At 41.2% G+C, this 23,285-nt stretch carries 22 protein-coding genes; 17 read left to right on the forward strand and 5 right to left on the reverse strand.

Annotation, left to right across the window (positions count from 1 at the left end; all coding sequences use genetic code 11):
* Positions 1–96: 96 nt before the first annotated feature.
* The gene (locus AU377_RS00800) at positions 97–1,362 is read right to left on the reverse strand and encodes an NAD(P)/FAD-dependent oxidoreductase (RefSeq protein WP_067403873.1); all 1,266 of its coding nucleotides are present in this window, start codon (positions 1,360–1,362) and stop codon (positions 97–99) included.
* Positions 1,363–1,500: 138 nt separating this feature from the next.
* On the opposite strand from AU377_RS00800, the gene AU377_RS00805 reads away from it, so the two are divergent.
* Positions 1,501–3,117 (forward strand): polysaccharide biosynthesis protein, encoded by a 1,617-nt coding sequence (locus tag AU377_RS00805; RefSeq protein WP_067402644.1) that lies wholly within the window; start codon positions 1,501–1,503, stop codon positions 3,115–3,117.
* A 4-nt stretch (positions 3,118–3,121) separates the two neighbouring features.
* The gene (locus AU377_RS00810) at positions 3,122–3,844 is read left to right on the forward strand and encodes a pseudouridine synthase (RefSeq protein WP_067402647.1); all 723 of its coding nucleotides are present in this window, start codon (positions 3,122–3,124) and stop codon (positions 3,842–3,844) included.
* Positions 3,845–3,908: 64 nt separating this feature from the next.
* On the opposite strand, the gene AU377_RS00815 is transcribed toward AU377_RS00810, so the two are convergent.
* Positions 3,909–4,124: a DeoR family transcriptional regulator gene (locus AU377_RS00815; protein ID WP_156450359.1), complete on the reverse strand. Its 216-nt coding sequence runs from the start codon at positions 4,122–4,124 to the stop codon at positions 3,909–3,911.
* A gap of 269 nt (positions 4,125–4,393) precedes the next feature.
* On the opposite strand from AU377_RS00815, the gene dat reads away from it, so the two are divergent.
* The 4 genes from dat to AU377_RS00835 are packed head-to-tail and all read left to right on the forward strand — an operon-like array spanning position 4,394 to position 7,756.
* Positions 4,394–5,248, forward strand: a complete 855-nt coding sequence (dat, locus tag AU377_RS00820; RefSeq protein WP_067402650.1) for a D-amino-acid transaminase — start codon at positions 4,394–4,396, stop codon at positions 5,246–5,248.
* Between the two features lie 26 nt (positions 5,249–5,274).
* Positions 5,275–6,210 carry a nuclease-related domain-containing protein gene (locus tag AU377_RS00825; RefSeq protein ID WP_067402654.1) on the forward strand — a complete coding sequence of 312 codons (936 nt, stop codon included), beginning with the start codon at positions 5,275–5,277 and terminating at the stop codon, positions 6,208–6,210.
* A gap of 20 nt (positions 6,211–6,230) precedes the next feature.
* Positions 6,231–6,884, forward strand: a complete 654-nt coding sequence (gene trmB, locus AU377_RS00830; RefSeq protein ID WP_067402657.1) for a tRNA (guanosine(46)-N7)-methyltransferase TrmB — start codon at positions 6,231–6,233, stop codon at positions 6,882–6,884.
* A gap of 26 nt (positions 6,885–6,910) precedes the next feature.
* Positions 6,911–7,756: an MBL fold metallo-hydrolase gene (locus tag AU377_RS00835; RefSeq protein ID WP_067402661.1), complete on the forward strand. Its 846-nt coding sequence runs from the start codon at positions 6,911–6,913 to the stop codon at positions 7,754–7,756.
* 52 nt (positions 7,757–7,808) lie between these two features.
* Here the strand turns inward: AU377_RS00835 and AU377_RS00840 are convergent, their stop codons facing one another.
* The gene (locus tag AU377_RS00840) at positions 7,809–8,123 is read right to left on the reverse strand and encodes a peptidase M4 (RefSeq protein ID WP_067402664.1); all 315 of its coding nucleotides are present in this window, start codon (positions 8,121–8,123) and stop codon (positions 7,809–7,811) included.
* A 169-nt stretch (positions 8,124–8,292) separates the two neighbouring features.
* On the opposite strand from AU377_RS00840, the gene AU377_RS00845 reads away from it, so the two are divergent.
* Positions 8,293–9,366: a M42 family metallopeptidase gene (locus AU377_RS00845; protein WP_067403879.1), complete on the forward strand. Its 1,074-nt coding sequence runs from the start codon at positions 8,293–8,295 to the stop codon at positions 9,364–9,366.
* A 53-nt stretch (positions 9,367–9,419) separates the two neighbouring features.
* On the opposite strand, the gene AU377_RS00850 is transcribed toward AU377_RS00845, so the two are convergent.
* A complete protein-coding gene (locus AU377_RS00850; RefSeq protein ID WP_067402668.1) occupies positions 9,420–10,883 on the reverse strand; it encodes a hypothetical protein in 1,464 nt (487 codons plus the stop codon).
* Between the two features lie 195 nt (positions 10,884–11,078).
* Between AU377_RS00850 and AU377_RS00855 the strand changes: the two genes are divergently transcribed.
* The 10 genes from AU377_RS00855 (at position 11,079) to ccpA (ending at position 22,065) form a co-directional block, all read left to right on the forward strand.
* Complete coding sequence (locus tag AU377_RS00855) at positions 11,079–11,600, forward strand: DUF84 family protein (protein WP_067402671.1); 522 nt, start codon at positions 11,079–11,081, stop codon at positions 11,598–11,600.
* A 334-nt stretch (positions 11,601–11,934) separates the two neighbouring features.
* Positions 11,935–12,453 (forward strand): hypothetical protein, encoded by a 519-nt coding sequence (locus AU377_RS00860; RefSeq protein ID WP_067402674.1) that lies wholly within the window; start codon positions 11,935–11,937, stop codon positions 12,451–12,453.
* 60 nt (positions 12,454–12,513) lie between these two features.
* Positions 12,514–13,332 carry a DUF1444 domain-containing protein gene (locus AU377_RS00865; RefSeq protein WP_067402677.1) on the forward strand — a complete coding sequence of 273 codons (819 nt, stop codon included), beginning with the start codon at positions 12,514–12,516 and terminating at the stop codon, positions 13,330–13,332.
* The gene (gene ytpR / locus AU377_RS00870) at positions 13,329–13,934 is read left to right on the forward strand and encodes a YtpR family tRNA-binding protein (RefSeq protein ID WP_067402680.1); all 606 of its coding nucleotides are present in this window, start codon (positions 13,329–13,331) and stop codon (positions 13,932–13,934) included. Before AU377_RS00865 ends, ytpR begins: the two co-directional genes overlap by 4 nt.
* 111 nt (positions 13,935–14,045) lie before the next feature.
* Entirely contained in the window at positions 14,046–16,838 is a 2,793-nt protein-coding gene (locus AU377_RS00875; RefSeq protein ID WP_253724345.1) for a DNA translocase FtsK, read from the forward strand.
* 82 nt (positions 16,839–16,920) lie between these two features.
* Positions 16,921–18,234 (forward strand): UDP-N-acetylmuramate--L-alanine ligase, encoded by a 1,314-nt coding sequence (murC, locus tag AU377_RS00880; RefSeq protein ID WP_067402683.1) that lies wholly within the window; start codon positions 16,921–16,923, stop codon positions 18,232–18,234.
* Positions 18,235–18,518: 284 nt separating this feature from the next.
* The gene (locus tag AU377_RS00885) at positions 18,519–19,001 is read left to right on the forward strand and encodes a DUF948 domain-containing protein (RefSeq protein WP_067402686.1); all 483 of its coding nucleotides are present in this window, start codon (positions 18,519–18,521) and stop codon (positions 18,999–19,001) included.
* Between the two features lie 38 nt (positions 19,002–19,039).
* Positions 19,040–19,747, forward strand: a complete 708-nt coding sequence (locus tag AU377_RS00890; protein WP_067402689.1) for a YtxH domain-containing protein — start codon at positions 19,040–19,042, stop codon at positions 19,745–19,747.
* 158 nt (positions 19,748–19,905) lie between these two features.
* The gene (locus AU377_RS00895) at positions 19,906–20,985 is read left to right on the forward strand and encodes a bifunctional 3-deoxy-7-phosphoheptulonate synthase/chorismate mutase (RefSeq protein ID WP_067402692.1); all 1,080 of its coding nucleotides are present in this window, start codon (positions 19,906–19,908) and stop codon (positions 20,983–20,985) included.
* Positions 20,986–21,063: 78 nt separating this feature from the next.
* On the forward strand, positions 21,064–22,065 hold the full coding sequence (gene ccpA / locus AU377_RS00900) for a catabolite control protein A (protein ID WP_067402695.1): 1,002 nt from the start codon (positions 21,064–21,066) through the stop codon (positions 22,063–22,065).
* A 57-nt stretch (positions 22,066–22,122) separates the two neighbouring features.
* Here ccpA and AU377_RS00905 read toward each other — a convergent pair whose 3' ends face one another.
* On the reverse strand, positions 22,123–23,283 hold the full coding sequence (locus AU377_RS00905) for an acetoin utilization protein AcuC (RefSeq protein ID WP_067403885.1): 1,161 nt from the start codon (positions 23,281–23,283) through the stop codon (positions 22,123–22,125).
* Between the last annotated feature and the right edge of the window lie 2 nt (positions 23,284–23,285).

Raw genomic sequence — 23,285 nt, forward strand, 5'->3', positions numbered from 1 at the left:
GGAATTACACACACTCGAAAAAAGCGAGCCATCCCTCCATTTAAAAGAGGAATGACTCGCTTTTTTTCTTACTCTTAAACAGGTGTGCCAGGTACCTTAGATGTTCTTCGCAAATGCTCCCGCACTCATCCCCGCGATTCTACCAGTTACAAGTGCCGAAGTAATGTTATACCCACCCGTATAGCCATGAATGTCTAAAATTTCTCCGCAGAAAAACAATCCTTCTTTTTTACGGGAAGCCATCGTTTTTGGTTCAATTTCTTTGACGGAAATGCCCCCACCTGTTACGAATGCTTTTTCGATCGGCTGTGTACCATTGACCGTCATCGTAAACGCTTTTAATAGACGCGCCAGCTTACGGATTTTTTCGGCAGCAAGTGTCGCGCCAATTTCTTGCGGATCGATCATTGCTCTGTCGAATAAAAACAGTAGCCAACGTTCGGGTGCAATGCCTTTTAACACATTTTTCAAAGCTTTTTTCGGATCATCCTTCAGCTGCGAACGAATCGATTGAAACACTTCTTCTTCATTCATGGAAGGAAGGGCATCGATCCGCATCTCAACAGGCGCTCCGCCATTTTTCCATTGCTCCTTCACAACAAACTGGCTGCACCGCAAAATCGCAGGCCCGCTTAAACCGAAATGTGTAAACAGCATGTCCATTTGATGCGTCACTAATGTTTTACCTTTTGCGTTTAGCACCGAAACGGCAACGTCACGAAGGGCAAGTCCTTGCAGTTCTTTCGATGCGATGAAAGGCTCGCTTGAAAGAAGCGGCACTTCTGTTGGATACAGTTTCGTGATCGTGTGACCGGCTTTTTCTGCCCAAGGATAACCGTCTCCTGTAGAGCCTGTTTGCGGAACAGCCTTGCCGCCGACTGCGACAACAATTGATTTCGCTTGAATCTCTTCGCCAGACTCTAATCGGGCGCCAATAATTTTTTCGTCGTTCATTAACAGTTTTTTTACTTTCGTTTCAAGACGTACCTCAACTTTTAAACGGTCCATCTCGGTAAGCAAAGCATTCACAACATCTTTTGATTTATTCGAAACTGGAAACATCCGGCCGTGATCTTCTTCTTTTAACGCAACACCAAGCTTTTCGAAAAACTGAATAATATCTTGGTTATTAAAAACCGAAAAAGGACCATATAAAAAACGCCCATTGCCGGGAATGTTTTTCACAATTTCTTCCTGGGGAAGCCGATTGGTGACATTACAGCGGCCGCCGCCAGAAATCGCTAATTTATTCCCCAGCTTTTTGCCTTTCTCTAAAAGCAGCACTTTGCTGCCGTTTTCAGCGGCGGCAATCGATGCCATTAGGCCTGAAGGACCTCCGCCGATGACGATGATGTCATACATCATAGAAACCACACTTTCGTTCTGTTTTTCTTCATTATACACAAAGGTTGGCACTTATCATTGTGAAAAGTGTCTTCAAACGGTAAACTGTATAAAGTAGATTTACCTTTATCTTCATTGAATGGAAGGATTAAAACAATGTCATCTAATTTAGTGAAAGGCACTGCCATTTTAACAATCGGGCTTTTTTTATCGAAAGCATTAGGTCTTTTATATGTCATTCCGTTTTATGCAATAGTTGGGGAAGAAAATATTGGCTTATACCAATACGCATACATACCGTATAATATTGCGCTCTCAATTGCGATTTCCGGTGCGCCGCTTGCCATATCGAAATTCGTCGCCAAATATAATGCACTTGGAGATTATGAAACAGGGCGAAAAATGTTAAGGTCGGGCATGCTCGTCATGGGACTGACTGGGGTGTTGTCTTTCCTTACTTTATACTTTTTGGCAGAGCCGATTGCTCACCTTGTCCGAAAAAGTGATGAACAAATTTTTACAATTGAGGAAATTACAGGTGTTATTCGCTGGGTAAGTTATGCGCTATTAGCGGTTCCAATGATGAGTATTGTCCGTGGGTTCTTGCAAGGTTATCAAAAAATGGAGCCTACTGCTGTTTCGCAGCTAGTCGAACAAATTGTTCGGATCGTTGTTGTGCTCGTGGGAGGATACATCGTCGTTAACTTTATGCATGAATCACCGCGTATAGCTGTTAACTTTGCGGTATTCGCAGCATTCATCGGGGCGTTAGCTGGACTTGTTGTTTTGTATAAGTATTGGAAAAGCTATCAGCCGGAATTCGATCATTTACTAGCGAAAAGTCCACCGGCAGAAAATGTGTCCATTAAAGATATGTACAGTGAAGTTTTTGCGTATATTTTGCCATTCGTGCTCGTTGGCATTATTAACCCGCTCTATCAATTTGTCGATATGATTACCTTTAACCAAGCGATGGCATCGATCGGTTTGGCTAAAGTATCGGATATTTATTTATCGATGTTGAACTTCTTGACACATAAAATTGTCATGATTCCTGTGATGGTCGCGACGGGCTTTTCAATGGCGCTCATCCCGGTGATTACGAGCTACTATACAAAACGTGATCAAAACGGAATTACACGCTCATTGGACCAAACGTTTCAAATCTTATTTTTTTTAACATTGCCAATCGTCATTGGATTAATGACGTTATCGAATGAATTTTATCAATTCCTCTATCAAAAGAATGAAATCGGTGCGGAAGTGTTAGCGAGCTATGCACCTGTTGCGATTTTGTTCGGCATGTACACTGTGACAGCGGCAATTTTGCAAGGCATTAATCGCCATAAATGGATCGTTTTCACATCTTTAGTTGGTTTACTCTTTAAACTTGTTTTAAACATTCCGCTCATTAAGCTATTTGAAACGAATGGGGCAATCGCTGCAACTGCGATCGGTTATGCCATTGCAGTTGGATTGAATCTTTTTGTCATCCATAAGACGCTTCATTACCGATCCAAGATGGTTGTGCGGCGCATTTTATTAATTGGATTATTGAATGCGGTCATGTTCGTCGCAGTATTGTTCACCCTTAAAGGATTGACGGCCATTTCACCTGTTGGCGGAAAAGTGCACGCCTTTATGTATATTGCCATTTGTGCTGCGATTGGCGGAGCCGTATACGGATTACTATCATTAAAGCTTGGACTTGCGCAAAAACTGTTTGGAGAACGACTCACGAAATATACGGATAAGCTTGGGCTTGGGAGGTGAAGAGATGCGATTAGATAAACTACTTTCAAATACGGGATTCGGTTCACGCAAAGAAGTAAAGCAACTGCTGAAAAAAGGCGCCGTTCGTGTTAATGGAGAAACAGTAAAAGATGGGGCTGCACATGTTGATCCGAATGCGGATGAAGTAACGTTGCTCGGTGAACGGATTATTTATAAAGAATTCATTTATTTAATGATGAATAAACCACAAAATGTTCTTTCGGCAACAGAAGACCTTCGGGATCGAACCGTTATCGATTTACTAGACGGGGAAAGCCAACATTTTAAACCGTTTCCAGTTGGCAGACTCGATAAAGATACAGAAGGCTTCTTATTATTAACGAACGATGGCAAACTTGCACATAATCTATTATCGCCAAAAAAAGAAGTGCCAAAAACGTATTATGCTCATATAGCAGGGGTCGTGACGGAAGAAGATGCCGTGCAGTTTGCGGAAGGAGTTACGCTGGATGATGGCTACTTTACTAAGCCTGGGCAACTAAAAATTATACAATCTGCATCTGTTTCCGAAATCGAACTAACCATCACGGAAGGGAAATTTCATCAAGTGAAGCGTATGTTTGAAGCAGTTGGGAAAAAAGTCATCTATTTAAAACGATTATCCATGGGACCGTTACAATTGGATGAGCAATTATCACTTGGTGCGTATCGTGAATTAACGAACGAAGAATTGGCAGCACTCTCTGTTTATATGCCGAAAGAATAACTAGGACTAAAGAAAAAGGCTGAGCCAAATTGTGGCTCGGCCTCTTTATTTTTGGTACAGAAGATTATATTTTCACTTTTTTAGCAGTTGTTGTCCATTTACCGCGAACCGGGCTTGTGACGAGCTCATTGTATTCCAGGACATGTAAGTCCCTTTGTGCAGTTCTGTGGGTGATACCGAATTCTTCAACCAACTTTGTCGTTGTGACAGTACCATTGTCAAGGATGTATAAGTATACATCCTTAATACGGGTAAGCATACGATCAGTAGGGGAGTTCAAGTGTTCAACCACTCCTTCATCTTCATATTTCCAAGGACGAGAGACGATTGACATGGATCTGCTAAAAATCTTCTGTACCAATTCGCCAGAATGCAATTCTTCTGACAGTACTAGTATAACGTATTTTAAAGTTAAATAGTGTTAAATTATTGTTAATGTTCGATCAACTTAACTGAAACCGAATCGTAACTTCTATTATTGGACGGTTGGATGTTATAATGTTAAAACAGAAACACGTCTTGGAACGAAATGACCTAGGAGGACCAAAGATGTCAATTTATTTTATCGATGGAAAATTTGCAGACAAACAAGAAATTTCGATTTCAGTAGATGACCGTGGCTATTATTTTGGAGATGGGGTCTATGAAGTAATCAAAGTATACAATGGCAAACTTTACACTGCCAATGAGCATATTCAAAGACTATTCGAAAGCGCGGATAAAATTAAGTTGTCTGTTCCATACACAGAACAGCAAATCATTGAAATTGCTTCCAAATTGGTTGAGAATAACAACTTGGATACTGGCCATATTTATTTACAAGTGACGCGAGGAAACGCAAAGCGCGTCCATCAATTCCCGAATCCTTCCGTACAGCCTGTATTTATGGCTTATGCTTTAACAAATCCAAGACTAGTTGCGAATATGGAAGTGGGAATTACAGTAAAGTCGGTTGAAGATGTCCGTTGGCTGCGTTGCGACATTAAAAGCTTAAACTTGCTTGGTAATGTCCTTGCAAAGCAAGAAGCGCAAGAAGCCGGCTGCTTTGAAGCATTGCTTCACCGTGACGGAGTTGTGACAGAAGGATCTGCATCCAATTTCTTTGGGATTAAAGATGGAGTTGTTTACACGCATCCTGCAACGAATTTAATTTTAAATGGCATTACACGTCAAACTGTTATGAGACTGTGTCAGGAAATTGGGCTCCCGATTGAAGAAAAAGCCTTTACGCTTCGTGAAGCATTTCAAATGGACGAGTTGTTTTTAACGTCCACCACATCTGAAGTTATGCCTGTTGTTGCTGTCGATCAGTCACTGATCGGAGAAGGGCAGCCCGGTGTCATAACGAAAAAGCTGCAAGAAGCCTTTGCGGCACAAATCCCTGTTCCTATTGGGAAAAATTAATTACAATAGTATCGGAGTGAATAGAAATGGCACAGCTTGTGAAGCTGCTAGACTATGTTTCCCGATATGAAAATGATCTATCGCGATATCCAACACAGTATATTCGGTTAAAACAATATCAATGGGAAAGATTAAAAAAACAGTGGGAAAACGGGCTAGATTTATCGGAGTGGAAGCGCCCGGCAGTGCAAGAGGAAGTCCAAGAAGAAAAACGATCGTTTCTTTCTCGATTTTGGGTACGCCGAAAAAAGGAGCCAGAAGAACAAGAAACAGGGACAGATGAACAAGAAGATGATTTTGGTTTTACCTTACAGTTTGCACATGAACCGAAAGATTTACAGCAACTGCGCAAAGTTTATTTACAGCAGCTATTTCAATATCAGTTAAAGTGGGCAAGCTCTACGTTAATGGAAAGCTCCCCAATTGATCCGCGTTTTTACCGGGATCCGTTGTTGCGCAGTTTTTTGGAAAAGCTTCCTGATAATTTATTGTTGTTTTATTATCCGATTGTTGTGCCGAAAAAAGCGCCGATCGAACTCGATATTCTTCTTCTCACACCGATTGAATGTCTTTGCATCACGGTGCTGGATAAGGAAAATGATGCGTCGTTCATAGGAAGCGGAGAACGGTTTTGGATGAAAAGATGGGGAGAAATAGAATCGAAAGTATTAAATCCAATTATTTCCTTAAACCGAATGGAAAGGGTAGTAGAAGGATTATTTCGCCAACAAGAGATTGACTTTCCGATTCGAAAAGTACTAATTTCCCCCAACGGTTTTGTTGATTATCCGAATGCTCCATTTGATGTAACGATTATTGATAAAAGATCGTATGAGGCATGGTTTAACGCCATTCGAAAAACATCGATTCCGATGAAATTTAAACAATTTAAAGCGGCGCAAACAATTCTTGACACAGGTCAAACAACGTCGAGAAGCTTGTTTGCGCTAAAAGATGAATAAAGAAAAGAGTGTAAAGTAAAATGCGTCTTCGAAATAAACCTTGGGCAAGGGATTTCATGGCTGAACATCCCGATGTCCTCATCGCCGAGCCGGAAAAAATGAAAGAAGGCTGGCACCAGTTATTTGGAAATGAAAATCCGATTCATATTGAAGTTGGATCTGGCATGGGGCAATTTATCGTTGGAATGGCGCTTGCGAATCCGACGGTTAACTATATTGGCATTGAGCATTTCGATAATGTTATTGTTTCCGCACTCGAAAAAGCAATTGCGGCAGGAAAGCCATCTAATTTGCGCTTGTTTCGGGCGAATGGATCCGACTTAATGGGAATTTTCCATGCGGGAGAAATTGATCGGCTTTACTTAAATTTCTCAGATCCATGGCCAAAAGTGAGACATGCGAAACGACGTTTAACGCATGAATCATTTTTAACGTTATATGAAGAAGTACTAATTCCAGGCGGTGAAATTCACTTTAAAACGGATAACCGCAAACTTTTTGAGTATTCGCTCGTAACGATGTCTGAATATGGCATGAAGTTAAAAGATGTCTCTCTCGACTTGCATGCTGAAATGCCGGAAGATAATATTATGACGGAATATGAAGAGAAGTTTTCAGCGAAAGGACAACCGATTTATCGATTGGAATCGGCGTTCGTTCCGAAAACGATCTAAGGGAGTAGGGGAATGGGGGTTTTGAGGTGGATCAATATACATTTCACGACATGCAGCTCACCTGGCTAGACGGAGGGCTGAATTATTTAGATGGCGGTACAATGTTCGGTGTTGTTCCTAAAGTACTATGGTCAAAACGGTATGAAACAAATGAACATAACCAGATTCGCTTGAGAAATGATCCGATTTTAATCCAGTATAGGGGGAAAAATGTTCTGATTGATACTGGACATGGAAAAGGGAAGCTTACCGAAAAACAAAAGCGTAATTTGGGCATGGTTTCGGAATCGAATGTTGAAGAAAGTTTGGGGGAGCTAGGTCTTGTACCTGAAGACATCGATCTGATTATCATGACCCATCTGCATAATGATCATGCAGCAGGCTTAACGAAGCGGATTGGAGAACAAACTGTTTCATTTTTTCCGAATGCGAAGATTTACGTTTCGGCAATCGAGTGGGATGAAATGCGTCATCCGAATATTCGCTCCAGAAATGCGTATTTTCGTGAAAATTGGGAGCCGATACAGCAGCAGGTGAAAACATTTGACGGACAGATTGAAGTGCTTCCTGGCATAGCACTGATTCATACAGGCGGCCATAGCGAAGGGCATAGCATCGTCAAGCTTACACAAGATGGTGACACCATTTTGCATATGGCAGATATTATGCCGACTCATGCCCACAGCAATCCGCTATGGGTATTAGCGTTCGATGATTATCCAATGACGTCCATTTACGCCAAAGAACGATTAATGAAAGAGGCTTTGCCTGCTGGTTACAAATTTATCTTTTATCATGATGCAGTCTATCGCCTCGTTCAATGGGATGAAAGTGGGAAAGAAATCGTTGAGGCGTTAGAATGCTCGGTGTAGAAAAAAGAGACTGTTCTAGAAGTGTTTTGCGCATCTAGGACAGTCTCTTTATTTATTTTTTTGTAATTTCCACAACTGTACCGGTTTTTGCATTGGCTGCAAATTCAAATTGTTCCAAGTCGCCATTCTTCACACGTGAAATGCCGCCGCGGTAGACGTCCATTGTGATCGCATGATTTACAAATGGCTCGGTTTTCATGACGATCCACGATCCATCGATCGGACCTTCTTGTTTAAACGCATTTTTAACATTTTCTAAGACGTAATCTGCCGGAACGTTTTGGTTGATACGGTCAATGGTTTCGCTTACAACAATACCCGCCGCAACGCCGGTTAGAACTCCTGCAAGAAAATCTTTCATTTTCATAGAATCCCAACACTCCTTACATCAGTCTTTCCATAAGTGTACCATATCGATTGCAGGCGTGAGGATAATTCTTAGCAATCAATGGAAACTTTTTGAATGATCGTCTACACTAATAACTGTATATAATTAACTTAACTGACTAAATTAAAGGGGCTTGAAGTAAATGACGATGTCGAATGAAACAATGGAAATGTTTAAAACGCTGACAGAGCTTCCAGGTGCACCCGGAAATGAACATGCGGTACGTAATTACATGCGCGAACAACTGCAAAAATATTCGGATGAAATTGTACAAGACCATCTTGGCGGTATTTTCGGTGTGCGAAAAGGACCAGAAAATAGTCCGCGTATCATGGTCGCAGGACATATGGATGAAGTTGGTTTTATGGTCACAGCGATTACAGATAATGGAATGATCCGATTCCAACCACTCGGCGGTTGGTGGAGTCAAGTACTCCTTGCACAGCGCGTGGAAATTATGACAGATCGCGGTCCGATTACAGGCGTTATTGGTTCGATCCCGCCGCATCTGTTAAGTGAAGAAGTTCGCAGTAAACCGATGGATATTAAAAATATGCTCATTGATATTGGAGCAGATGACAAAAAAGATGCAGAAAAAATAGGGATTCGCCCAGGACAGCAAATTGTGCCGGTTTGCTCCTTTACCCCAATGGCCAATGAAAAGAAAATTTTAGCGAAGGCTTGGGATAATCGCTATGGCTGCGGTCTTTCGATTGAATTGTTAAAAGAGCTGCATGGTGAGCAACTGCCGAATACATTGTATTCAGGTGCCAATGTTATGGAGGAAGTTGGACTGCGCGGTGCACAAGCTGCAACGAATTTAATTCGTCCAGATCTCTTTTTTGCATTAGATGCAAGTCCTGCAAATGACGCTTCAGGTGATAAAAATGAATTTGGACAGCTAGGTAAAGGCACATTGCTGCGAATTTTTGATCGTACGATGGTCACGCATCGCGGCATGCGCGAATTCATTTTAGATACGGCAGAATCTAACAACATCCCATACCAATACTTTGTTTCACCTGGGGGGACGGATGCCGGGCGTGTACACACAATGCATGAAGGAATTCCAAGTGCCGTGATCGGGATTTGTTCAAGATATATTCATACATCTGCTTCCATCATTCATACAGATGATTATGCGGCAGCCAAAGAGCTCCTCATTAAGCTTGTCAAAGCATGCGACAAATCGACGTTGGAAGCCATTAAAAGAAATGTATAACAAAAAGTCATCCAAAGCTGACAATGCTTTGGATGACTTTTAACTATTTTACACTACTCCATTTGGTTTTTTGAGTTTTTTTTGCGCCATTTACTTTTGAGCATTTTACTAAAAGTCGTGATTACCAGATAAACCGAGAGACCAATTCCCGTGATAGCGGTAACGAATGCAATCCATTCAAACCATGTATAGGTCGTAAGGTTTTTCCAGCCTGAAGGAAGTTCCCAGTCTTTAATGACGAGATTCATGCCATAAATTCCTGAAATGACCGTAAACACGGTTAGGACAAATAAAAGCATATTCATCCGATCCGCAGTATGATTTTCCTGACTTTTATACAATGCTTGTAAAGTATGATGTACTTCTTTGAAAAGGGAATTGGTATGAAAAGCATTCTGGAAAAGACTAGTGAACTCTTTCCCTTCAGACCGTGTGCTTACTTCCTTCTTATAATACAATGAAGAAAATAATGTAATGAACTTGATCAATGATTTAACATACTCATCATCTTTTTCCCAATTGATCTTACTGTATTCATAAGCAACCCGTAGTAACATGATTTTATAAAAATAGTGTAACAGTAGATTGTAATAGTGGGTGCCCATAAATTGGGAGAGCTTTCGAACCATACTTTCGGGTCGTTTATTTGTGATCGTCATAAAAGCATGGGACGTCACGATCGTGTATGTGTGCGGTGCCCACCTGTCATGCAAGCATTGGTTCAGAAAACGACAAATATAACTAGGGTTGTTAGCTGAAATGAAAATTTCGCCAGTAGAGGTTCTTCCATTTACCGCCCCCATGCGATATAACTGATCATCCGTTATTGTCGCGTTATCTTCACTGAACAGAAACGCGGATACAAACATTCGTTCATCCTCGTAGTAAGGGAGTGAGCCAAAATAGCGGTCTAAATTTTCATCATGCAACATGAACTCTTTTAAGAAAGGGCAAAGCTTTGTAAAGAGTAAATCATGAACAGAAAATGGCTGGTTATTGTCTGGATCGAAGATGACTGCTCCTTGCTCTTCGTGCAATTTAGGTTGCACTGTTCGAAAATGATGCACAAAATCGAGAACGTCTGCCAGGTCATTGTCGGAACTGTCCAATGTTACGCGGATCGTTAAAAAAGCGATGCCAAAAGATCCGAGCGTAATATCTAAACTTTGTATATGAAAAGGTATCTTCACTTTATGGATGTGAAGATAGAAGGTCTTTTTAATAGCCTTTGTAAACCGGTGGAATCCATTTTCTTTCAATGAGATGGGAAAAAGAATATGCTCAGTATGAGGCAGGAAATACTGTTCAAGTTCTTTCGACTTAACAGAAATGTCTTCCCCAAAGATATTTTCCTGCTCAGTCCATTCGTTAAGTTTAAAAAAGGTGTATTCATTTTTTTCGAGTGATCGTGTAAATGCTAGTCTTTTCTTGTTATTGAATCCTAAAGGTAAGAGAAAAGAAAGATGAGATCTACGAATGGGTAATTCTGTCGTTTGGATCTGTTCTTCTATTGTCATATCGGCCATTCACTCCATGAAATATCAATTCATTATGTGTATGAGTTTCCCTGATTGAAGAAGAAATAAACTTAGCGCATCTCATCAAGCCGTTGAAGTCTTTACTGTTTGACTCTTTAGTTATATGATTTTAAAGGAAACGGCAAGGAACCTGGTGATCCTAATACCAACCAGACAGATAACGAGGTGTACATAATGGAATTTATCATCGGGTCAACAAATGCAGCAAAAGTGCAAGCGGTAGAAAAGACTATTACAGCTTGGTTTCCAGAAACAGTCTTGTTGAAAGTGGAAGTCAGTTCAGGTGTTTCTGATCAGCCATTTGGAGATAATGAAACGCAACTTGGTGCAATGAATCGGGCTATGCGTGCAGCTGCAACAAGAGAGGGTGCAATCGGCATCGGGTTAGAAGGTGGCGTGCGAATGATCGGCAAGCAAATGTACTTGTGTAACTGGGGAGTGCTTGTTTTACCAAGTGGCGATCAATTTACTGCTGGTGGGGCACAAATCCCGCTGCCGCATGAGATTGCAATGGAAATATTACGCGGCAAGGAGCTTGGTCCAGTCATTGACGCCTATTTTAAGAGGCAAGGAATTCGCAGTAATGAAGGTGCGATGGGCATGTTTACCGCAAGATTAGTGAACCGTGATCAATTGTTCGAACATATTATGCTCCTTCTGTTAGGTCAAATGAAATATCGACAACAGACGCCATGAATCGCCAAAGTTGCAACTCCATATAGAGATCATTAAAATAATAGAAGGAACTTTAACTTGATTCAGCAGAAGCCCCCGTTTCTATAAGTGACGGGATGAATGCTAAAATTCCTTTAAATCAGTGGGAATCCAAACTCCTAGCTGATTCAAGTTAAGCCTCCGGCGGATGTCAGGGATTTTGAAAGGAGTTAAGGAAGGCAGTCTAAGTGCGCGACGTCCTGTCGCAACGACTGCATGACTTACCTCCTGTAGGCCCCAAGCGCAATTCAAAATCCCGACGCAATTACGCCTAGGCGTAATTGATAAGTATACTTGTAAGAATGGAGGATATCGGATGTTCCGAAAATGGAAATTCATACTCCTGCTGCTTGTTTCATCGTTGCTTCTTACAGCTTGTGGTCAAACACTTGAAGAACAGGTACATGCTGGCATCGAAGCAGCACGAAATACATTTACAGCAGGTCCTAAAGAACAAACAGCCGAAATCGATGGTATTCAATTATATAAGCCTGCGGGATACGTAATTGCGGAAAATTCCGATGCGCAAAACATTGTTTTCACAAAAAATGACGAGACTTTTATTTTGTTTATAAATCCGAATGAAGAAAATGATAGTCGTCTATTTTTCGACTTGTTAAAGGCAGACACGAGTAAGGAAATCATTGAATCCCAAACGTTCACAGACAATGGTCTGTTTGGCTTTGCAGCTGTGGTGGAAAGCGGCGAAGATGAGATTGAACTTATCGCGAGTGTCGGCGGTGCAAAAATGACAACGATGGCGAATAAGAAAAAGATTGAAGAGAATTTGACCAAGATGATGGAAATTGTACGTTCGATTAAGGAAAAATCATAATTCCGATCAGCGCAAGAAGTCTTTGCGCTTCTTTTATTGCAGAAAGGATGGATTCTTTAAATGAAATCTGAACAGTTAGTTGAATTATTAAAAGAACGATTGCCGTCACATCATTTCCAATGGTCGTTTGATCGAAAGAAAGATCAAGTCCGTTTAGATCATGCAACGTTGAATAAAGGAATGGATATTTCTTTACCTGAAATTTTAGCAAAGTATGAGGTGAAGAAGGAAGCTGCCATTGATGAGATCGTCTACACCATTGGAGAAACATTTAAAGCGATGGAAAAAGAGCAATCTGAAGGCTTTGGGAAAGAGGCCGTCATTTATCCGGTCATTCGTTCCACTTCATTTCCAACCGAATCATCGGCAGGTGTTCGATTCATCACAAAAGACCATACAGCTGAAACGCGTATTTTTTATGCATTGGATCTTGATACAACCTATCGACTAGTGGATGAACAAATGTTGGATAAAATCGGTATGTCAGAGACGGAAATAATGGAATCAGCGATGTTCCGTGTTCGCTCACTACCAACTGCCATGAAGAAAGACGAAGTGGCAGATAATGTTTATTATTTTGTCAATAATAATGACGGCTATGATGCAAGCCGCATCTTAAACCAAGCGTTTTTGAATGAAATGGAAAGTAAAATCAAAGGGCATATGACCATCTCGGTTCCCCATCAAGATGTCCTCATTATTGGAGACATTCGCAACGACACAGGGTATGATGTACTTGCCCAAATGGCAATGCATTTCTTTACGACAGGAGCAGTACCTGTCACGTCTCTTTCTTTTCTTTTCGAAAAAGGGAAGATGGAGCCGATCTTCATTATGGCGAAAAATCGAGTGGCAAGAAAGGAAGAAAGAAAAAAATGAACGTATTTTTTAATGAGAATGGAATTGGGAATGTCTTGCTTGTGCAATTGACAACGGATCGTCCACAAGCTGTGATTACAAAATCGAACGATGATGTTACGTTAATTTATGACGAATCGTCAGAATCATTAATTGGGTTTAACTTATTTCATGCGACCGACTATGTTCAAGTAACAGGAAACGGACAAGTTGAATTAACGGATAAACTAGTTGCAGAAATCCAAGAAGCGCTTCGGAAGAATAATGTTGATCTAAAATTAGATGTAGACCTTTCTCCTAAGTTTGTCATTGGGCACGTCGTCACGAAGGAAAAACATCCTAATGCAGATAAGTTAAGTGTTTGTACAGTTGATATTGGAGATGAAACAGTTCAAATTGTGTGCGGCGCGCCAAATGTAGACGCCGGCCAAAAAGTTGTCGTTGCCAAAGTTGGTGCCGTCATGCCTTCTGGAATGGTCATTCGTGATGCTGAATTGCGTGGTGTCGCATCGTCTGGGATGATCTGTTCGGCAAAGGAGCTTGCACTACCTAATGCATCGGAAGCAAAAGGGATTCTTGTCTTAGAAGAAAGTGCTGTTGCCGGTGAGCCATTTACACACTGAAACTAGAAAAACGTACCTGCGTGGTACGTTTTTCCCCTTTTATCGAAGCAATTGATAAATGCGCTCAAATCCTGTTAGAATAAGGTGATTGACGAGAAAAGAGTGATAGTCTTGAAATGGTTTACGAAAATGAAGAATCGGTTCTTTCAAACGGAAGAAGAGAATGTGGAAGAAATTCCAAATGAAACGAAAACAAACGAAAATGAATCTATTATAATTAATGAACAAGAGCTAGAAAGACCGCGCCCTAACTTTCGATTTCCAATGATTACTGATGCGGAAATCTATGGATGGAAGGATGCGCCAACAACTGAAAGAAGTCATTTTGAGGAACAATTTTTTCAAGAAAAAGACGAGGAATATGAAACAGTCCCGCTTTATCAAAATGACAGATGGCCAACACAAGAAACGACAGGCAAAATATTTAGGGCCGGTACCGTGTCTAAATATCAAAATCGTGTTGTATTAGAGCCTGAAAGTAACATAGAAAAAAAGATGGGTGTGCTAGAATCTACTTCACCCAAAGCTGAAGCGAATATCTCCGCTGTTCAAAAACGATCGGGCAAACCGTTTACACCGACGGAAGTTCCGTCCCCTATATACGGTTTTAATGTAGAAAAAAGAGCGCCTGCTTTTAATCCTTTGTCCCGCGCTATGGATGACTATATGTCTCTGCGTTCAAGGGGGAAAGAAATAGAAAAAACGCGGGTAGAAGTAGAACTTGAAGAAGGCAAACATCAGGCAGCCAGCAGTATTGTTCAAGAAGAAGTTAAAGAAGTTGTAGTTCGATCGGTAGATGAGCTAATTAGTGAAAAAGATTCTGTACTAAATTCTATAGAAACTAAAATAGAAGAGAACGAAGAATTAGATGAAAGGCTTGAAGAAGAGCATACGGAATCTTTTGATAAGTTGGTAGTGAATGAAGTAGAAATTAAACCGGCAATAGAAGACTTTGAAAGTGAAGAACTTCTTGATGAGTTACAAGATATAGTTGTAAAAAGTGAAAATCAGGCGACCAATGTAGAGCAAATCACGCAACCGGTTGAAGAGGAACAAGCGCTTCAAAAAGTAATTGAAGAGCAAGAAGCGCTTAGCATACAAGAAGAAATGAAAGAGCAAGAAATAGAAGAACAGTTCTCCGTACAAAAGGAAAGAATGGAAGATCCGATTGTAGCGGATGCGAACGAAGAAGTTTCTAGCGCAAATCTTCCTGCAATGACAAGAGAAGTAGAAGAGCAGATTGTTGCTTCATCCATTGAAACTGCGGAACCGATAGTGGAAAAAAAAGAGCGGGTCATTCCGTTCAATGTGATCATGTTAAAATCTGATAAAGAAAAATTGGCGCTCCGCGAGCAACAAACGACGGCTAAAGCGGAGTTGGCCAGTACAAAAGAAGCGGAATTATCACCTCAACAGCTCGATCTGACAGAAGAGAAAATAGAAGCAGTCACAGAGGCGGAAAGAGATACGGTTGAAGAGGTAGAAGAGGAACCTTACTATGCGCTGCCTTCTTTAGATTTTCTAGTGCCGCCCGAATCCCAAATTGAAGATTTGGAATGGCTCGAGTCTCAATCGGAGAAGCTTGAAGAGTCATTATCGCATTTTTCGGTACAGGCAACTGTCATTGAAGCGGTTCAAGGGCCAACTGTTACGCGTTTTGAGCTAACAGTCGGTCAAGGAACAAAAGTGAGTAAAGTTCGCAATTTAACCGATGATCTTAAGCTTGCTTTAGCTGCCGAAGATATTCGGATTCAAGCACCGATTCCGGGGAGAAGCTCCATCGGCATTGAAATTCCAAATCGTCAAACGAGGGCGGTTCGTATTTCTGAGGTGATCAATACAGAACAATTTAAAAGTTCGACATCACCACTTGAAGCGGTGCTTGGTTTAAGTTTGACAGGAAAACCTGTGACGCTTGATTTGCGTAAAATGCCGCATGGAATGATTGCAGGCGCAACCGGTTCTGGTAAGTCTGTATGCATTAATTCAATTTTGGTCAGTCTACTTTATAAGGCGTCTCCGACGGACTTGAAAATGATGCTTATTGACCCGAAAATGGTGGAACTTGCACCTTTCAACGGCATCCCGCATCTTATCAGCCCCGTCATTACGGATGTAAAAGCTGCAACGGCGGCGCTAAAATGGGCAGTTGCAGAAATGGAACGCCGCTACGAATTGCTAGCGCATGCTGGTGTGCGGGATATTGAACGGTATAATAAAGCGGTTATCGAAGACAGGCGTTTTTCTTTGAAAATGCCGTATTTACTAATTGTGATTGATGAACTTGCTGATTTGATGATGATGGCTCCAAATGATGTAGAAGTGTCCATTAGCCGAATAGCTCAAAAGGCTCGTGCGTGCGGCATTCACTTAATCATTGCTACACAAAGACCGTCTGTTGACGTCATCACCGGACTTATTAAGGCGAATGTGCCGACGCGTATTGCATTCTCCGTCTCTTCCCAGGTAGATTCTAGAACGATTATTGATACACCAGGGGCCGACCGACTGCTTGGCAAAGGGGATATGCTGTATATAGGAAATGGAAAATCTTCCCCAGTTCGTCTTCAAGGGACATTTGTCACAGATGATGAAATTGAACGTATAATAGAACACGTTCGGAACGAAGCGGAACCAGATTATTTGTTTGGTCAAGAAGATCTTCTAGCGAATGCGATTGAGGAGGAAGAGACCGATCCACTTTTTGAAGAGGCTTGCCAATTCGTTGTTGAGCAAGGAAGCGCATCGACTTCATTACTTCAACGAAATTTTAGCATAGGCTATAACCGTGCAGCGAAATTGATTGACCGCATGGAGAAAAACGGTTTTATTTCCGGTCAACGAGGCAGTAAAGCACGTGATGTGTATGCAAGTGAAAGTGATTTGGCTCAATTTTTTAATTGATAATAATAAGTACCTAGCAAGGTACTTTGAATAGATGTTTTTTATTAAAAAGGGATCAGAGATGATCCTGGGAGGTTGCACTATGACATTGTTCCATTTTATTGGAATCAAGGGGTCGGGAATGAGTTCGCTTGCACAGATCCTTCATGATTCAAATTATGAAGTACAAGGTTCGGATATAGAAAAGTATTTTTTTACAGAAGATCCTTTACATGAAAGAAAAATACCAATTTATCCATTCGATGAAAATAATATACAAAAAGGTATGACCATCATTGCCGGAAATGCTTTCCCTGATACGCATCCTGAAATGGTAAAAGCAAAAGAATTAGAACTGGAAATTATTCGCTACCATGATTTTCTTGGAAACTATATGGAAAAATTCATTTCTATTGGTGTCACGGGAACGCATGGGAAAACATCAACAACTGGTCTGCTATCCCACGTTTTGTCTGGATATAAGCCAACTACCTACTTAATTGGAGATGGTACTGGAGAAGGTCTGGCGAGCAGTGAATACTTTGTTTTTGAAGCATGTGAATATAAACGCCATTTCCTCGCCTATGAACCAGATTATGCAATTATAACGAATATCGATTTTGATCATCCGGACTATTTTAAGGATTTAGATGACGTATTAGATGCATTCGGTGCGATGGCACTTCGTGTTAAAAAGGCATTAATCGCCTGCGGTGATGACCGTCATCTCCAAAAGATTCAAGCGAATGTACCAGTTGTCTATTATGGTCTTGATGAGTCCAATGACTTTGCGGCTAAAAACATTGAAAAGACTTCCGCATATACGAAGTTTGATGTGTTCGTCCGCAATGAATTTTTCCATACATTTACGATTCCGCTTGCAGGTGACCATGCCATTTTAAATGCACTTGGCGTCATTGCGCTTTGCCATTATGAAGGCATTCCTGTTGCGGTGCTGGAAGATAGGCTCTCTTCATTCCAAGGTGTCAAAAGACGATTTACAGTCATGGAAATAGCGGGGCGGACGATCATCGATGATTATGCACATCATCCGACGGAAATTAATGCAACGCTTCAATCAGCGAAACAAAAATACCCTGATCGGGAAATTGTTGCGATCTTCCAACCACATACGTTTACAAGGACAGCAGCGCTCCTAGATGAGTTTGCGAATAGTTTGTCATCTGCCGATCATGTCTATCTCTGCGATATATTCGGCTCAGCCCGCGAAACTTCTGGCAGCTTGTCGGTAAATGATTTGGTAGATAAAATTGCTGGTGCAAAGCATATTCTACTTGAAGATATTGGCAGGTTGAATGCTCATAGGAATGCCATCTATTTATTTATGGGTGCAGGCGATGTGCAAAAGTATATGAACGAATTTAAAAAGCAAATTGAAACAGAAGAAACAGCTTGATCCACCGGGTCTGGCTGTTTTTTCTTAGAAACTATATAAGTTGAAATAAATGTGTACATAATTAAGAATAATCCGAGAGGTTAGCAGGCGAAAACACCAGAGTATAGTTAATAGAATTCCTTATTTCACACTATACATTATTATGCTTTTTTGGTAATTTTTTGTGTAAAATTAGAAGGAAAAACTAGGAAGTTGTCGAAGTTATAGTTATTGGCGAAAAACGTTTATTATCGGATTAAATTGGGAACAAATTGTTAATAGGCGTGATTGAGGAGGAATTTGTCATGGAGAATTTATTGTACATAGCAGCAATTATCGCAGCCATTGCATTTTTAGTACTATGCATAGCGCTTGCCATCACGTTAACCTCGCTTAAGCGAACGTTGCACAGCGTTTCAGAAACGATGGATCAATTAACGGGACAGCTCGATGGCGTCACAAGAGAAACGACGGAGCTACTTCACAAAACGAATAATTTAGCTGAAGATGTTCAGCAAAAAGCCGAAAAACTAAATTCGGTTGTCGATGCAGTTAAAGGAGTGGGTGATTCTGTTTCTGGACTTAATGCATCGGTTCGAAAAGTATCGACATCGATCACAGAAGAAGCAGAAAAGAACAGTGAAAAAATTGCTCAAGTTGTCCAATGGAGTAATGTCGTAATCGATGTAATGGAAAAGGTGAGAGAAAGAAAAGCTCGACAATCTACGGGGTGGACAGCCTATCGTCCAAAAGAAGAACCCAAAAAACTGCCAGGCCCTAAATATTGATTGTAAATATAATGTTCTAAACTTAGGAGGAATTGCCAATGTCAACAACGAAGCCGAATTACAATGATCAACAAATGAATCAAGAGTACCAATCTAGAAAAGACTTGTATGAAAACACGTACGGTCAAGAAGCTTATTTGCCGACAAATTATCATCCTGCCCACAATGTCTATAAAGAAGACGATGGCTCCGGCGCAGCAAGCTTTTTATATGGCGCATTGGTTGGTGGTGTCATCGGTGCGGCTGCAGCATTATTCCTGGCGCCAAAATCGGGCAGTGAAATGAGAGAAGACTTTTCTCAACAGGCTAGTCAACTGAAAGATAAAAGTATTGAGATTAGCGCTGTCGCAAAGGAAAAAGCATCTGGATTCACATCGGTCGCAAAAGAAAAATCTGGAGAACTTTCAAAAACTTTTCAAGAACAATCCGGACAAATTGTCAATAAAGTGAAATCATTGAAACCCAAAGCTTCTATGCCAATGGATGATGGGACAGCTTCATCCGAAGGCGAAGAGTCAATGGAATACGTTCAGCAAAAAGCGAATGATAGTGTGGACACCCTGGATGAAAATAATTTAACAGCAACGGCGGAAGCATTTAAGGATGCGGTCGCGGGCGACCAAAACCAATCACCAAGCAACCAGTCGACAAAAAATAGTAATGTTTCATATGACAATAGCGACAATTTAGGCGACAATAAAATTACGAACCAAAATTACGTTTCTGACGTAAAAGAGGAGAAATGAGTGAACCTCCAACTTCCAAACCGGGGAAGTTGGAGGTTTTTCGTTGTTTTTCGTTGTTTTTCATTATTATTAGAGAAACAACGTGACTTTTCACAAATTTTTCATTATACTAGTTACTATTATAGATTAAGCAAAACAACGGGGAGGAGACATACAAGATGACTAATCATTTAAATGAGTTAAGAAGTCAAGTTGACGAATTAAATGTCAAAATATTAGATTTAGTCAACCAACGAACAGAAATGGTTCAAGAAATTGGGAAAGTAAAGGAAAAGCAAGGTGTTAACCGGTATGATCCAATCCGTGAAAGACAAATGCTAAATGCGTTAAAGGAATATAATCATGGCCCTCTGCCAAATGGCGTTCTGGAGCAAATTTTTAAAGGGATCTTCATGTCTGCATTGGAGATTCAAGAAGATGAACAACGCAACGCACTTCTCGTTTCACGTAAGCGAAAAGCAGAAGATACAATTGTTGATATTAATGGCCACCAAGTCGGAAATGGAAAACCATCTTTTATTTACGGACCATGTGCAGTTGAATCGTATGAGCAAGTATCGGCGGTTGCTCAGTCGATTAAAGCGAAAGGTCAGCCATTTATCCGCGGAGGTGCTTATAAGCCGCGTACATCACCGTACGACTTCCAAGGGCTCGGCCTGGAAGGCTTAAAGATTTTAAAGCGTGTTTCGGATGAAACGGGTCTCTCTGTTGTAACAGAGATCATTACACCATCTCACTTAGAAGAAGCGCTGGACTACATTGATGTCATTCAAATTGGCGCGCGAAACATGCAAAACTTTGAATTGCTAAGAGAGGCGGGAATGGTGAATAAACCAGTTCTCCTTAAACGCGGTCTAGCGGCAACGATTGATGAATTCATCAATGCAGCAGAATATATTATGTCTAAAGGAAACGATCAAATTATCCTTTGTGAGCGCGGAATCCGTACGTACGAACGTGCAACGCGAAATACATTAGACATTTCTGCTGTTCCAATTTTAAAGCAAGAAACGCATTTACCAGTTTTTGTTGACGTGACACACTCGACTGGAAGAAAAGATTTGCTATTGCCAACTGCAAAAGCAGCGCTCGCTGTTGGCGCGGACGGCGTTATGGCCGAAGTTCACCCAGATCCAGCTGTTGCATTGTCCGATTCTGCACAGCAAATGGACTTGAAGCAATTTGATGAATTTTACGAACAACTAAACCAGTATATGAAAACACACCACACGGTTTAAAACATTGATGCCGGAACTTTCATAGTTCCGGCTTTTTGTTTATAATAAAGGTAAAGATTAGGAGAGGAGTCATTTCAAATGGCAGTAACAATTTACGACGTTGCTAGGGAGGCGAACGTTTCGATGGCGACGGTTTCACGCGTCGTAAATGGCAATCCGAACGTAAAACCCGAAACACGAAAAAAAGTACTTAATTGTATCGAGCGGCTTGGCTATCGTCCGAATGCTGTAGCACGGGGGCTTGCAAGTAAAAAGACAACAACGGTTGGTGTGATCGTTCCGGATATCTCGAAAAGTTTTTACTCGGAACTTTCAAGAGGGATTGCCGATGTGGCGACGATGTATGAATATAATATTATCCTTTCGAATTCTGATGAGCGGACAACAAGAGAGGTGGAGTTAATCGAAGACCACCTCGGTAAACAAGTGGACGGGCTCATTTTTTTAAGTGATTCGATCTCCGAAGATGTACGGAAAGAAATGTCTACCGCGAATGTACCGATTGTCCTTGCCGGAATTCCGGATTTAGAAAAAAAGTTAGCGTCAGTTAGTATCGACTATGAAGAAGGGGCATATGTTGCAGTTACGAAGTTAATCGAAAGCGGCCATAAAAAAATTGTTTTCGTATCGGGACCATTCGCACGGGATATGAACGGTGTCTATAAAAAAGCAGGCTATATACGTGCTTTAAAAGACGCTGGCATCGAAGTGAACGAAGATTATATTGTCGAAATTGGCGACACGTATGAAAGTGCTTATGAAGGTTGGAAAGAAATTAAAGGGCTGCCGGGTGATCCGACGGGGCTGTTTGTCAGCAATGACAAGCTTGCGGCCGGCATAGTAAATGGATTACGTGACGATGGCTTGAATGTACCTGGTGATTATGATCTCATTTGTTTTGAGCATTCTAACCTTGTGAACATTGTACGTCCGCAGTTAACGACAATTGTTGTGCCACTTTATGATTTAGGCGCGGTGGCAATGCGCTTACTCACAAAATTAATGAATGGCGAAGAGGTTGAAGAGGAGCAAGTCATTCTGCCGTTTCGGGTAGAAGACCGTCATTCCATAAAGTCGTAAAAAAAGCAATTCTTCCAAAACCATAGCGGCCAGGGAGAATTGCTTTTTGTCATTTATTTATTTCTTAGATTCATTGCGTATCAAATGTAAGGCACGTTCAAGCATTTGCGCATTTTTTTCCGTTATTTCAGCTTTTCTTGGGATTGGCTCATACAGTGGGGTCGGGTCCTCCCATGTTGGAATAAAAGGGACTGGCGCTTCTTCTTGCCATTTGGACAGCCATGATGCTGGCAATGGACCTATCGGCGTCGGAAGCTGTTTCATGGCAAACCAAATATGTGCCCATGCTCTAGGGACAACACGCCAGATATCGTATCCGCCGCCGCCAACGGCAATCCAGCGTCCCTCACAATATTGATCAGCCATTTCTTTTGCGAACCTCGGAATTTCACGGTAAAGATTCATCGTTCCGTATAGATGTGTCAAAGGGTCAAAATAATGGGCATCGGCCCCATTTTGCGTTAAAATGACATCCGGTTTAAAATATTCCGTGACTTCTTTGAATGCTGTTTTATAAATGGATAAAAATGATTCGTCTTCCGTAAAGGCATCGATTGGAAAATTAAAAGACGTTCCGTATCCTCCGCCATTTCCGCGTTCTGTAACTGCACCTGTTCCGGGAAATAAATAACGTCCCGTTTCGTGAATAGAAAAAGTGCAAATGTCTGGTTCATCATAAAAGCTCCATTGTACACCATCGCCATGATGTGCATCGGTATCTATATAAAGCACGCGAACGCCGTATTTTTTACGGATATATTCAATGGCAACTGAACTGTCATTGTATACACAAAATCCGGAAGCTTTCCCTTTAAAGCCATGATGCAACCCACCACCTAGGTTTAATGCATGTTTGGCGCGTCCTTCCATGACTTCATCGACGGCGGTTAATGTTCCGCCGACGAGGTAAGCGCTTGCATCATGCATGTTCGGAAAAATAGGTGTATCTTCCGTGCCGATACCATATAAAATCCCTTCATTTTCTTGAAGTTCTCCACGTCCGGCCTTTTTAACAATTTCTATATAGGCGGGATCGTGAGCGAGCAGCAGCTCTTCATCCGTTGCGATGCGGGGTGTGACGATGTCCGCGTTTTGAATTGCGCCCGTTTTTTTGAGCAAATCCAATGTGAGGACAATTCGTTTTTGGTTGAACGGATGTGTATCGGAAAAAGAATAGCTTAGCTGATCTTCTGAAAAGATAAATACAGCATCTTTCATTT

This window comes from Sporosarcina sp. HYO08 (assembly GCF_001563475.1).
Lineage (GTDB): Bacteria > Bacillota > Bacilli > Bacillales_A > Planococcaceae > Sporosarcina.